This window comes from Aquimarina rubra (assembly GCF_042684305.1).
Lineage (GTDB): Bacteria > Bacteroidota > Bacteroidia > Flavobacteriales > Flavobacteriaceae > Aquimarina > Aquimarina rubra.
In genome coordinates this window covers 111,146-125,321 of the sequence record NZ_JBHULE010000037.1, presented here as the reverse complement: position 1 = coordinate 125,321, position 14,176 = coordinate 111,146, and the positions used below count along the sequence as shown (strand labels likewise).

Below are 14,176 nucleotides of genomic sequence, written 5' to 3'. Positions count from 1 at the left end.
TAAAGATGAAAAATATATTTTTAGCCATTGCTGTATTAGTAGGTACAGCACTAAGCGCACAGACACAAACAGAAAATTATGTAAAGACTACGGTCTATCAAACCGAGGTAAAAGAAGGACAGCAGTCTCAGGTATTAGAGAGTGATAAGATCGTTTCGGTCAATTATGCAGATGGATTAGGAAGAACCAAACAATCTGTAGCTGTTAGAGCTGGTGGACAAAAACAAGATACCAATATCCTGAACTGGACAGACGATTGGACAGCTGGCGGCGGACATACACCCTTATTTAATATGAATGGTCAGTCTACAGATAATGAAAGAATCTATGGCACCAATCCTTTTGGAGAACAATCCTTACTTTGGCGTTGTGGCAATGATACCAATTATGATGCCGATGGAGGATGGAATACCGATTATATCCCAGTAGATAAAAATGTGGCGTATCGTTATACGGTTTGGGTAAAACGAACCGGATCACAAGACGGAAAAACATATCATGGTACCCAGAATGTAAATGCATTAAACGGTAATCCTCATAGCAATCCTTATTTCTGGGCAGGTGATATGCCTAATCTTAACCAGTGGTATCTATTGGTGGGAGTGATTCATCCCCATACCTATACCGGAGGTAACAGTGGCATCAGTGGAGTCTATGATATCAATGGAAATAAAGTACTCGGTGGAGGTGATTTTAAGTGGAGAAATAATACTACGATCTCGAGATTTAGAAGTTACTTATATTACAGTACTGATGTTAATACCAAACAATACTTTTGGAATCCAATATTGACCAAAATAGACGGTAATGGATCACCGATTAATCAATTAGTACAACAATCCAAACCAAAAGATATTGTGGCGCATTATGAGTATGATGAATTTGGGAAGCAAACCAAATCATATCTGCCCTATGCATCGGATCAGACTCAGCACGGAGCAATCTATACAGATGCTTTGACTGAGCTGAAATCATTTTACAACACCACAAAGTATGAGAACACTTTAAATCCGTACAGTGAAACGATTACCGAAGCCTCTCCGGCAAATCGCGTGATCGAACAGGCAGCACCCGGAAATCCCTGGAAATATGATGAAGACTTGGTACATCCCGGAAATCCAGTGTATGCTTCGTATCCAACGGATATTGTATATAGCAAAACCTGGAACGCAAAAGATATTTTTTACATTCCGGGAGAAGGCACACCGCCGGCAGAAGGGGATCACGATGGGAATCCATTAATAGATGGAGATAATTATGTAGTGATCACTACCTGGAACCAATCCTTACGCGTATGGATCAAAGCAAGTACCACAAACAAATTACCAACAGGAAGACTACGTAAAATAGATATCGTACCTGCTATCGATCAGTTGGATTGGGGATACGTAAAAGATGCAGCAGGAAATAATACCGATTATAAAATAGGGATAGAGGACAACTATGTTGTGGTGACTGCTGTAACCCAAAATCCACGATCGATTAACGGCGGAGTAGCCATGAGATCAGATTATAATCTGAACCAGTTACAGTATTTTACCGGGCAGTATAATGGATATACCAGCAACGCTGCAACCAATGCCACAACTAAAGCCGAATATGGACTCAACACTAGCGGAGAAGTACACCGATTTGATGTGGTGATGCTGAATGGCAATAGCCAAACGCCATCATTAGTTGGCAACGGAACCTATGCTGCCGGACAATTAACCAAGAATATCACTAAAAACGAAAACTGGAAACCCGCAGACGGTAAGAACAAAACTGCAGAAACTTTTACTGATAAGAATGGCAACGTAGTACTGAGCAGATCTTATAACAATGGAGAGACGCTGGATACCTATAATGTATATGACGATTTTGGAAACCTAACCTATGTAATCCCACCAAAGGTTGCTGTAAGCAATGGCGTATCTGCCACCGAGCTCAATGAGCTCTGTTATCAATACAAATACGATGACCAAAACCGATTGATCGAAAAGAAAATACCCGGCAAAGGATGGGAGTATATCGTATACAATAAACTAAATCAGCCTGTACTAACCCAGGATGCGAATCAAAGGGCAAAATCTACCAAAGAATGGTTGTTTGTCAAATATGATATGTTTGGTAGAGTGGCGTATACCGGGATGGTTAAAAATAATTCATCCAGAGCAAGTTTACAGAGTTCAGCGGACTCTAATAACTATCAACAGTATGTTACAAAAAGAACTACTGCATTATCCTTAGCAGGTACCGCAGTATATTATAGTAATGATGCAATACCAACAGGATTTAGTGAGGTACATACCATTAACTATTACGATGATTACACCTTTGATAGGGATGGAATGAACAAGCCTGCTAGTGTATTTGGGGTGGCAACGACCAGTGTAACCAAAGGGTTGCCAACAGGTTCTAAAGTTAGAGTACTAGGAACGAACCAATGGATCACTAGTGTTACAGCCTATGATGCAAAAGGAAGAAGTATTTGGGGCGGAAGCAGAAATAGATATCTCAATACCATCGACTACAGTGAAATGCAACTGGATTTTACCGGAAAACCACTAAAAGTAAAAACCACCCATACCAAAGGTAGTAATGCCGCACTGGTAACTACAGATACCTTTACATATGATCATATGGGGCGCTTGTTAACTCAGAAACAACAGATTAATAATCAGGCAGAAGAATTACTGGCAAAACACGAGTATGACGATCTGGGACAACTGGTGCAGAAAAAAGTTGGAAATGCAGAGCAAGCTCCATTACAAACGATTGATTATACCTATAATGTGCGGGGTTGGATGACTAAAATCAATGATCCGAATGCATTAGCAGATGACTTGTTTGGATACAAGGTAAATTACAATACGCCTACCCACGGTGCTACCGCTTTGTATAATGGGAATATCTCAGAAATCGAGTGGAAATCTGCAAACGATAACGCGTTGCGTTGGTATACATACTCCTATGATCATTTGGATCGCATAACCAAAGCGGTAGATAATACCAATCGCTATAGTTTGAGTAATGTGACTTATGACAAGAATGGAAACATTACCAAGTTAGCTAGAAGAGGAGCGGTAAATGCAGCCGCTACGAGTTTTAATTCTATGGATAATCTTACGTATCACTATGATGCCGGAAACAAACTACTGAAAGTAAACGATATCAATACAAAATATTTTGGTTTTAAGTCTATATATAATGGAAGCAGTAATCATTATCTATATGATCAAAACGGTAATATGACCTTGGATCGTAATAAAGGAATCTCTAATATTACCTATAATCATTTTGATTTGCCAACCAATGTTGCAATTTCTAATAATGAAGGAACAGGAAATATTACCTATATTTACGACGCCACTGGAGCAAAGCAGAAAAAAATAGTCTCCGGCGGAAGTTCTTTAACAACAGAATATGCCGGAAACCACATATATGAAAACGGACAATTAAAATTCTTTCATACCGCAGGAGGATATGCAGAACGATCTTCTGGTACCTCGAGCGGAGTCGAGAGGTACGATTATATCTATCAATATGCGGATCATTTAGGAAATATCAGATTGTCATACTCAGATAAAGACAAAGACGGTCAGATAGACCTGCTGAGAAATAATGTAGATGTAGATGGTGATGGCGATTATGCCAGAGAGATTTTACAAGAAAACAACTACTATCCCTTTGGCCTGCAGCATAAAGGCTACAACAACCAGATAACAGGGCAGGAGCACCAGTACAAATACAACGGTACAGAGCTTACAGAAGACCTGGGCCTAAACTGGTACGAAATGCCGTTACGATCCTATGATCCTGCCATTGCCAGATGGAACCGTATTGACCCTGTGGTACACCATTCATTATCCACCTATAATGCTTTTGATAATAATCCGGTATTCTATGCTGATCCTAGTGGAGGGAATAGCCAGTATTACCATATGGATGAACAGATCTTCTCTGAAGGTCGTCATATGGGAGTGCAGGAAAGAAGGGCTATGGGCGGTAGTGGTTATGGAGGTTCTACTCCTTATGATTATGCGTCGGTTCAGAATAGCGCTGCATTTAGTGGGATGGAGGCTTATGTAAGATCCAAAAAAGACAATAATACAAGGCTTACTATTACTCTTGATTGGGATAAAATACCTATTGATGGTTCGGCTTTATTAAGTTTTAACAATCAAGGGTTTAGTTGGGGTTTTGGGTATTACAAAGGTCTAAATGTCGGTGAAACGGATATTTATGGTATCGAGTATGGCAATGGTGAAATGAAGTTTGCCAGCGGTTTATCAGCAGATAGTGGATGGAGGGATGTACCGCTTGTTGGTGGAGCTATTGATTCTTATGACTGGTTTTCTAAAGGAGATATGAGCCGAGGGTTCTTGTATGCCGGAGTAGCTCTTTCAGATGCTTTTGCAGTAAAGGCTCTACTTACCGGTGCAGGAAGATTTCTACTAAAACAATCCATTAAACAAACAACTAAGAATTTCGCGGATAATGCAGTTAGTCTGTCAAAAAATGTATCTTCAAATGGTTCAAAAGTTGCAGGTTCAGAAGGTGTATTACAAATTTCTTCTGATCTTTATCAGTTAAAACCAATAAATGGTTTTACAGATGTTTTAGTTCATGGCAATGCCAAATCCCTAAATGTAACCATTAGTGAAATCACTAACTCTTTAGCCAGACAAGGTCTATCAAATACACCAATAAGACTTTGTGCTTGTAATGCAGGAGCGTTAAGTAATGGTATAGCACAAAAATTATCCAATGCAACAGGTCAATTGGTTATTGCTCCTACCGGATATTTACATACCTTCAATAATGGTAGGCATAGTATTCAATCATTTTCCAGGCCATTATTAAATTGGAGACCTTCTACAGGAAGATGGAGAGGGTTTAAACCTCAATAACACAATAAACTTTTTAGACATGAAAGCACATAAATTAAAAGATATTCTAAATTACATTTTAAAAGAAGATGATTTTATAATATCGGATTTGCTGGAAGCTGGTAATTATAATGCAAATGAAGTAATTGATTACTTGAAGAAGGGAGGTAAAATTTCTTCGGTATCTAGTCAGAGGGAATGTGAAATCTGTGGAAAATTAGCTGGATCTATAAATTATTATACAGACGGTAACTGGGTTTGGCCAGAATGGATTACACATTATATATTAGATCACAGAATAAAGTTACCTGATGGTTTTATTGACCACGTAAAAAAGGATAATCTTGATCAGAATTTAATACAACTTATTGTTAATCAGGATATAGAAATCGAACTTTGTTAACCTTAGCTGCCACAAGCGATCGTAAGTAATGGTTAGCGCGATGCTTCAGATAGCCCCCCGCTCCCGCTAGTCTGTGACTAGTGGCGGTAAGAGTGATAAACAAGATTAGAAAAAGTAAAAATCAAAAAACTACAACGATACGGTTGTAGTTTTTTGTATAAAGTGATGATGATATAATGAGTAGAAATTATAAGCTTTTCCGGATATTTACATACCTTCAATTATGGTAGGCATAGTATTCAATCATTTTCCAGGCCTTTATTAAATTGGAGACCACCCCGCTCCCGCTAGTCTGTGACTAGTGGCGTATAAGATTGGTAAAAGCTCTAGGCTCGTGCCGATAAAGATTGGCAGGTAAGAGTAATAAATAAAATAAAATCAAAGAACCAGTTACAATGTATAAGTTGTAGCTGGTTTTTTAAAGAAAATTACAGAATAATATAATGCGAAAATATACTTTACTATTGATGGTGTTGATGTCTCAACTCATATCAGGTCAGGATATTCAGGAAGTTTTAAAAAATGATATTTGTGATTGTTTAGATCAGCTATTTAAAAGCGGCAAAGCAAACAAAGAAAATAATACAGTATTAGAACAATGTTTAAGTAAAAAAATAAATTCATACACTACAGAATTTAGACAAATACTCATCCAGGAAAAATTTGCTCAAAAAAATGACAAAACGTTTGCTTCACTGTATAAAATTAATCCAGAAAATCTTAATGCGTTTATAGCCGGTCATCAGGATTATTTTGTAACCCAGTGTCAACCGTATTATTGGTATGTAAGTGCCAAAAGAGCTAAAAAACTGATCAATATTCGATATACTGTGGATGAGAAATACCTCAAGTCGATATCTAAAAAAATAAAAAAAGAAAAACATAAAAAAGAGCATCTATATCAGCGAGCGCTGATCTATATGTCTCGTGGAGAATTTGAAAAAGCAAAAGCAGATTTTTATACCTATCAAGAGGACGATCCCAACGATGATAAGATTACCTATCATCTTGGCTGGGCTTGCGAGCTTAATGGTGAGTATGGTATAGCAAAAGCCTGGTACGAACAGATGATTAAGAAAAACAATCATTTTGATGCGATATTAGGACATTCTATAGTAAATAGAAAAATACAGGATAAAGCACGTATGGATTCACTTATTGACTATATGGCGTATCAAAGAATAAATCAGTCTGCAAATACTATTAAAAACAGTGAACTTTTTACAGATAGAAAGTTAACAGAATACCCCAAGCCTAAAAATTGTAAAAAGTTAGAAAATAATGAAGAGGTCAAGATCTGTTTTAATAATTATTTCAAAAATTTTGTAAATACAAATTTTGATGTTAATGTTGTTGAATATGGTAACCTGCCGTCTGGAGTACATCGAATTTTAACCAAATATAAAGTTTCAAAAACAGGTAGAATAATTGATGTTTTCGTATTACACGATGATCCATACATCGTAAATGAAATCACTAGGGTTTTGTATGCGATTCCTACTTTAGAACCAGGTAAAGTAGATGGTGAACCGGTAGAAGTTAGATATTCATTTCCATTAACGTTTCTTATTTCAGAATAAAAAATAAAATCATAACGAATGAAACATACACTATTACTTTTTCTTTTATTAAGTAGTTCTCTAATGCTATCACAAGAGCAAAAAATCATAGATAATGACAGTATCCTATCCTGGGATGCTGTAAGACGATTAACCTGGGAAGATTTTAAAGACACCAAAGATCCTAATCAATATGGTCTAAACGATGCTATGACTACTTATAAATTAGAAATCCTACCGGAGATCGTTCCTGTAGATGAAAATGATAATATTCACGGATATGAGAAGATGGATATCGCTACGTATTTTTTTAAACAAAAATCATGGATGGTAAAACGCGATGTTAATGTGCTGATCTATGAACAACTTCATTTTGATGTCGCAGAGTTATTTGCTCGTATGGTGCGTAGAGGATTTGAGGAGTTAAAGCGAAAGAAAATTAGCAAGTTTGGCGATTATCAAAGAGTGTATACAGATTTCTGGAGGTATTGTAAATCCTATCAACAAGAAATGAACGCAGAAACCCAAAATGGTAGAGACCACGAAGCCGTGCAGCGATGGATTGATAAAATCTATAAAGAACTAAAAGAGGTAGAGCAATATGCCAAATAATTGGTTGTTATACTGAGTTTTCCAGAGTATTCCCGGACTTAGAGTGCCTCAGTCCTCGAATATGATTATGTATAGATTAATAAACCCGAAGGGAGAGATTTCGAGAACCTCAATCTCCCCAAGATCTTGTTTTCGAAGGGAGAGGTGTCACACTGAGCTGTCACACTGAGCTGGCACACTGAGCTTGTCGAAGTGTTGTCGAAGTGTTGTCGAAGTGTTGCCGAAGTGTTGCCGAAGTGCTCTCGAACCCAGAGGCTATTGTACAAATTATACATAACTAAGTTTTCGAAGGGTGAGGTGTCACACTGAGCTGTCGCGTTGAGCTTTTTTCCAGAGGTGACAAGATTTGTTGTCGAAGTGTTCTCGAACCCTGAGTATAAGGATGTTTTTTTGTAAAACTATAGTAAACGGAGTATTTGATTTATTATTCCTAAGTTCGCAATACATAAACTTGTTGATCGAATATGAAAGCAGCTACCGTTAGAGAATTAAAACTAGAACTAAACAATTGTTCCCAACAGGAATTAGTAGCACTTTGTTTGCGATTATCTAAGTTCAAAAAAGAAAACAAAGAATTACTTACCTATTTGCTGTACGAAGCATCAGATGAAGATCATTATATAGCAGAGGTGAAATCAGAAATCACCAAAGAGTTTGGTCTGATTAATACCAACAGCTATTACTACATCAAAAAAAGCGTTCGTAAAATTCTACGTATCAGCAAGAAGTACATTCGATATTCTGGTAAAAAAGAAACCGAGGTAGAAATATTGCTTCATTTCTGTTCAGAATTAAAAAAAATGCGTCCCTCCATTAAAAACAATAAGGTGTTATTCGGTATCTATGAGCGACAAATTGCAAGTATCAAAAAGAGCATAGCTACACTACACGAGGATTTGCAGTACGATTATACACTGTTGCTAGATTCCCTAGCGTAGTGCAATTTTTCAAGAAGAATTCTGGTTTAAAAATAACGTTTTCTAGGTGTTTTTTTCGAAAAACACGGGAAAACCCTTGCGGTATACCATCCCCATTTTGAGTTAGTTTGTATGTGCACAAAAAATAAGTACTAACAATTTTTCTAACTTAAATTAATCATTATGGGTATTAGTATTAGTATCGTTGCCGGACAAGATAAAGGGGCATCGAGCGTAAATGCAAGTGGATCTGTTCAACATGTAATCACATCCGAAGAAAGAACAACGTTTAAACTTGGGGACAAACAATTAAAAGATGCTGTAAAAAAATATTTTGGCAAATCGCCAAATGATGCATACTTGCACAGTCCTACACCTTGGGGAGATTTGTATAAGAAATATAGCTGGCCACAGGTTCAGATGGTTTTGGTAGTGCAAAGCGCAGAGATATTAGGAATCACTTCAGAACCGGTGATTGTAAAAACACAGGACTTCACTAATAACAGTAGTAAAAAAGGAACGTTTAATGTAGCGATCTCAGAATCGCTAAACAATACCACATCTTCTAACTGGAGCACCGGTGGTACATTGACGATAGGTCAAAAGTTTAGTTATGGAGTAAAGTTTCTTGGAGCAGGAGCAGAAGGAGAAACATCATTGTCTTACAGCCAATCCTGGGGAATTGGCGGTCAGGAATCCAAATCAATCACCGTGGGGTCTACATCCGGAGTAAGTGTAGAGTTGGACCCCGGAGAATCTGTAGTGGCAGAACTTTCGGCCAGTAGAGGAGTGATGAAAGTCAGAATCAGATATAATGCATATCTGATAGGAAATACAGCAGTAAACTATAATCCTACCTACAAAAAACACCATTTCTGGAGTTTAGGAATTGGAGGAGTAATGTCAAAAGGAGGCGTGTCTAATTCCATCAAATCTACAGAAGACATAGAAATAGGATATTATTCTAACTCAAAAATTGAGTTAAAGAACAAGGTAAGCGGTAAGCTAAAAGCCAGTCACACATTGGCGGATACTACAGCAGGAGAACTTACACTGGCATAGAGGTAATTAATTAAATTCTTGCTTTTTCCTAACTTCGATGAAGTGGCATTCTATGTCACTTTGTTGAAGTTTTTTTATGATCGAGATTATACTTTCTATCCTTTAATTAACCTCAAAATATAATCCAACTGACTGTCTTTTCCCTTCATCAAATCCTCTACAGAAAGTTGTACAGTCCGATCAGGCAGTACTCCAGAGCCTTTAGGAATCTTTTTATCCTTTACATAATGAGTTATTTTTTCCATAGACATCACCATAATAATCTTGGAGTTGGGTAATTCATAATATACAGGAAACTGACCTGTATGAAAATAATAGCCACCACCGGTTTCTTCTCCTACCAAAAGAATATCAGGATCATTTTTTGCTAACAGAGCCAATGCCGAACCTGCAGAAAATGTAGTGCCTCCGGCTAGTACATAAGTCTTACCACGAAATCTATCTTTGTCAGGAACCATTAAAGTTTCCAGATCATCAAAATCCAGTTTCCATCCGTCATACGTTGGATGATTATAAAACTTATCTTTTAGAAACTCTTTTTCTCCGTAGTTTCGGGTTACATATTTTTTCTCAGGAATTTCTAAAGACGCTACATAAGCACTGGTTCTTTGTTTGAATAGTTTGTTGGTAACAAAAGAGAAAAGATGAACAGAATTGGGTCTGAAACCACCATCATTATTGCGTATATCAATAATCAGGTGTTTCATTTTCTTTTTATTAATTTCTTTAAAAAGCTTTACCAAACGAGATTTAAAGGCTCTGATATCCATCCCAAAAGAATTAACCACCAATACAGCGGTTTTAAGATCTTTTCGGTAGTATACAAAAGGTTCTTTTGTATTGATATGCTTTGAAAAAAAGGCTACTTTATCCGATGCTCTATGGTAGTTGGAGAAATATGAATTACGGTTGATGTTTCTGTGTTTTACATTAACAAATGACTCTGCTGCAAGTGTTATCGTTTTCTCCTCTCCACCGGGTTCTTTATACACAACAGTATATTCTTTTTGTAAGCCATATTCGTAGATAAAAAAGAGCCCAAACTTCAATTCGATATCTCTATATTTTCTAGTTAGATTATGTCCGTCAGTAGAGGCGTATTTTTTTAAAGCTTCCAGAATATGTGTAGAAGATTTTTCGTTGATACTTAGTATTTTTGAACCTATCGGAATCCCAAAATCATCAGTGTCTATACAGAATTCTGATTTAATGATCTTAAGAATCAGCGGGAAATAATATTGTGTAGTATTGATTGTGTTAGGAGCAAACAATAATAAATGACCATCTCTGATTTGGTCGGAGACTTGTTGCATTTTTTTGAACAATTCGATATCCGTGATTTCTTCTGATAGCGATTCTTTTGTTACACTAAAAACCGAATCAAGATCGGTTTCGCTGATATATTCATAAAGCGCAGGATGTCCTTTTTCTAGTATATTCTGAAAGATATCAAAATCTTTCTGAGCTTCTTCATGCGTTATCTTTTTCTGAGCACAAAGTGTGGCAGATGTAATGACCGAAAATACGATACACAAAATGCGATTCATGTGATACATTTTAATTTACAATCTTTAAAGACTTTTAATAAGAAAAGATGTGACACCCCCTTGTTTTTCTTGGATATAAATGTAATTAATTTGATGCCATCAGCGATAGTTTATAATAAAAAAAACAGGCACTCCAAAAAGCACCTGTTTTCAAAAAATGTATCGTGAATGTTATTAATTTATCTTCCGTAGCTGTTTCTTTATTTTACGAATTGCAGATTCTATGGACTTTTCTGGTTCGATTACATTGTATTCTCCCCAAAATTCTGGATCAGAAAATCCGGACGCCTCGTCACTAATAACCACGGTAGATTTTAAACGGTCTTTGGCTCTTATGTTTTCGTTGTCAGGATTCTTTTTCCAATCGGTGATTGCCATTTCGATATTTAATTTGTAAGTAGAATTAAATAGTTTCTTTTTCCAGTTTACTTTAAAAACCAAATCGATCTTTCCGTATCCATAGTACCATTTTCCATTGGTTTCTCTGTAATCTATATTGTAAGTAGCGACAGTAGGATACACCTTGGCTCGTGCAGGTTTCTTTCTCACAAATAATTTACTGGCCTTATCTCTATCTTCAAGATTCAGACTAAAAACAGCTTTGGTCAATGCCAAAGTTTCTGAATCGATATATAATTTTCCGTAGTAATAAAGATCTTTTATATATGGACGTTGTTTAAAATTAAGTACATAGATATAGCGATCATTAATATTCGTAGATTTATCAAAACTAAATTCATAGATTTTTAGAATATCTTCTGTAAAAAGAAGATCAGGATTTTTCATCACATCGATAAATAATGTGCTTGAGGGTCCTCCTTGTAGTTTTAGTGTCAGGGTATCTAATTTCTTGTAATCAGCACTTTTTCTTGCTTTATAAAGTTTAATGACATCATTTTTACCAGAAACGTATGGCTTTTTATATACATCTACAACCGCTTCAGAAAGTGATACATACGTTCTACGTTTCTTAATAGTTTCTCGATAGAAAGCGGTCATTATCGTATTATCACTTTGATAATTTGCACCACGACGTTCCATTACAGCTTTAATAAGCGCCTCTGGATCTCTAGGATCAATATTTACTGCTGATAGTTCTGTAATCGTGGCAGCCAATTTAATTTTGGTTTTATCGCCTTTTAAAATTGAAAGTGAAACTACTTTATCCTTATATCCCAAAAACGAAACGGTAATATTAGCACCAGCATTGCTTTTTGGAACTTTTAACAAAAATTCACCTTCGCTATTAGTGATTGTCGAGATATTGGTTCCATTTAATGCAATTGTTGCCGAGATTAATGGATCATTAGAATCTTTGTCCACCACAATACCTTTATATTCGTTGTAGCTTGCATCATTCTGGAAATTAGTATCTTGAAAAAAGCTAAATGCCTGCAAATTATTAGAGTATCCAATAATTAGAAATATACAGAGTAAAAAGGAGGATCCATTTTTACGTAAAAAAATACTTTTTTTGTCCATATCATATTCATTCAGTTAATAATTACATTCTTATAGGGTTGAGGTAGAATGTCGAATATACAAGATACTAAAATTACCAATCAGTTTTGGTATACAATAGTTAAAAATGAGCTAATTCTATAGTGTGTTTTAAATAGTTGAGAAATCCGAATAAAAAAGTATTTGATTTTATAAAGTATTAACAAACAGTGTTGTAGATGGGGTGTAGTCTATATGCGCTACGGAAGACTATTTTTTGAATCAATGATATCCACTATGATCCCCGAACCAATTTCTAAGCTTAATATTAAGGACTTCTGTAGTAAAAGGTTTGGTAATATAATCATCCAATCCTTTGGCAATAAATCGTTCTGCATCACCCGGAAGTGCATTAGAGGTAATGGCGATTACCGGAGGTACTTTTTTATATCCTTTTCTGATCAGTTTACAGGTTTCTACACCATCTAACTCAGGTAAATTGATATCCATCAAAATTAGGTCATAGACATCTTCTTCAAACATTTCTATTGCTTTTCTCCCGGTTTTTGCGACATCAGCAGTACATCCCAGATATTTAAGAATTTGTTTGGATACCAAAATATTGGTATCAGAATCCTCAACGAGTAAAACGTGGAGGTCAAATTTTTGATCATTACTTTTATCAAATGTCTTTTCGATAGTAGGAATCTTCTCCTCGTATATTTGAGTTTTAAACGTAAACCAAAAATTACTACCTTTTCCTAATTCACTGGTAACACCCAATTTTCCATCCATTAAATCAACTAACTTCTTACTGATGGTAAGGCCTAAACCGCTTCCTTCTCCCACAAGGATTGCATCGTTATGTACTTGACTAAATCGATTAAAAAGTGATTCCTGATCTGCTTTACTGATACCAATTCCAGAATCAATGACTTCTATTTTGATGTTCAGTTCCTCATTTTTCTTAGAAACTAATGTCGATTTTACTATGATAGTACCTTCGTTTGTGAATTTAATGGCATTTCCAATAAGGTTTGATAATATTTGCATCAACCTGTTATCATCTGCATAAATTTGCTCTGGTAATGTTTCTGCGTATTCAGAAACCAGATTGATTCCTTTGGCTTTGCTATTGGCAACAAATAGATCGACATTTTGATCTATTAGTTTTTTTAAATTGATTCCCTTAGGTGATAAAGTAAATTTACCTGCCTCCATTTTGGATAGATCCAGTACTTGATTCAGAATATCTAGCAGGTTTAATGAAGATTGATGGATAGTGCTAACGTATTCTTTTTGCAAATCATCCAGCTTCGTATTTTTAAAAAGCAAATCAATCATACCAATAACACCAACCATAGGTGTTCTGATTTCATGACTCATATTAGCTAAGAAATCTTGTTTGAATTTTGAAGCTTGTAGAATTTGCTTGTTTTTTTCTTTTAGTTTATCGAGGTTACGTCCGCCAAACATAGCAAAAAGACCAAGAAATAGGGGAGCGGTATCGATGATATAATGAATCGGATATTTTTTCTGAACAAATAGTATAGATTCCCAGGAAAAATCAAGCTTCAATTTGGCAATATCAATACTCGTGGCAAGAATTGGAAACATAAAACCGAATAATACTCCGTACAGTGTGTATTTGGCAGCTTCAGATTTTAACCAAGATTTTCGATTCATAGATGAGTTTTTGGACCAAGAACGCACGTTAGTTAATTATCCGATAAGGATATTTCGGGGCCTTACTGGGATATAAGTC

The 14,176-nt window shown here is 36.0% G+C and carries 9 protein-coding genes; 6 read left to right on the top strand and 3 right to left on the bottom strand.

Features of this window, described 5'->3' with window-relative positions; translation table 11 throughout:
* Window positions 1-5: 5 nt before the first annotated feature.
* From ACFSR1_RS23715 to ACFSR1_RS23690, 6 genes are all read left to right on the top strand, one after another.
* On the top strand, window positions 6-4,892 hold the full coding sequence (locus ACFSR1_RS23715) for a DUF6443 domain-containing protein (RefSeq protein ID WP_378295521.1): 4,887 nt from the start codon (window positions 6-8) through the stop codon (window positions 4,890-4,892).
* A 19-nt stretch (window positions 4,893-4,911) separates the two neighbouring features.
* On the top strand, window positions 4,912-5,274 hold the full coding sequence (locus ACFSR1_RS23710; RefSeq protein ID WP_378295520.1) for a hypothetical protein: 363 nt from the start codon (window positions 4,912-4,914) through the stop codon (window positions 5,272-5,274).
* Between the two features lie 443 nt (window positions 5,275-5,717).
* Window positions 5,718-6,854: a tetratricopeptide repeat protein gene (locus tag ACFSR1_RS23705; protein WP_378295519.1), complete on the top strand. Its 1,137-nt coding sequence runs from the start codon at window positions 5,718-5,720 to the stop codon at window positions 6,852-6,854.
* 18 nt (window positions 6,855-6,872) lie between these two features.
* A complete protein-coding gene (locus ACFSR1_RS23700) occupies window positions 6,873-7,445 on the top strand; it encodes a hypothetical protein (protein WP_378295518.1) in 573 nt (190 codons plus the stop codon).
* Between the two features lie 464 nt (window positions 7,446-7,909).
* The gene (locus tag ACFSR1_RS23695; protein ID WP_378295517.1) at window positions 7,910-8,383 is read left to right on the top strand and encodes a hypothetical protein; all 474 of its coding nucleotides are present in this window, start codon (window positions 7,910-7,912) and stop codon (window positions 8,381-8,383) included.
* 162 nt (window positions 8,384-8,545) lie between these two features.
* On the top strand, window positions 8,546-9,424 hold the full coding sequence (locus ACFSR1_RS23690) for a hypothetical protein (protein WP_378295516.1): 879 nt from the start codon (window positions 8,546-8,548) through the stop codon (window positions 9,422-9,424).
* A gap of 95 nt (window positions 9,425-9,519) precedes the next feature.
* Here ACFSR1_RS23690 and ACFSR1_RS23685 read toward each other — a convergent pair whose 3' ends face one another.
* The 3 genes from ACFSR1_RS23685 to ACFSR1_RS23675 all read right to left on the bottom strand — a co-directional run bounded on the left by ACFSR1_RS23685 (window position 9,520) and on the right by ACFSR1_RS23675 (window position 14,097).
* Window positions 9,520-10,971: a S41 family peptidase gene (locus ACFSR1_RS23685; protein ID WP_378295515.1), complete on the bottom strand. Its 1,452-nt coding sequence runs from the start codon at window positions 10,969-10,971 to the stop codon at window positions 9,520-9,522.
* A gap of 174 nt (window positions 10,972-11,145) precedes the next feature.
* On the bottom strand, window positions 11,146-12,453 hold the full coding sequence (locus ACFSR1_RS23680; protein ID WP_378295514.1) for a carboxypeptidase-like regulatory domain-containing protein: 1,308 nt from the start codon (window positions 12,451-12,453) through the stop codon (window positions 11,146-11,148).
* Between the two features lie 240 nt (window positions 12,454-12,693).
* Entirely contained in the window at window positions 12,694-14,097 is a 1,404-nt protein-coding gene (locus ACFSR1_RS23675; protein WP_378295513.1) for an ATP-binding protein, read from the bottom strand.
* Window positions 14,098-14,176 lie beyond the last annotated feature (79 nt).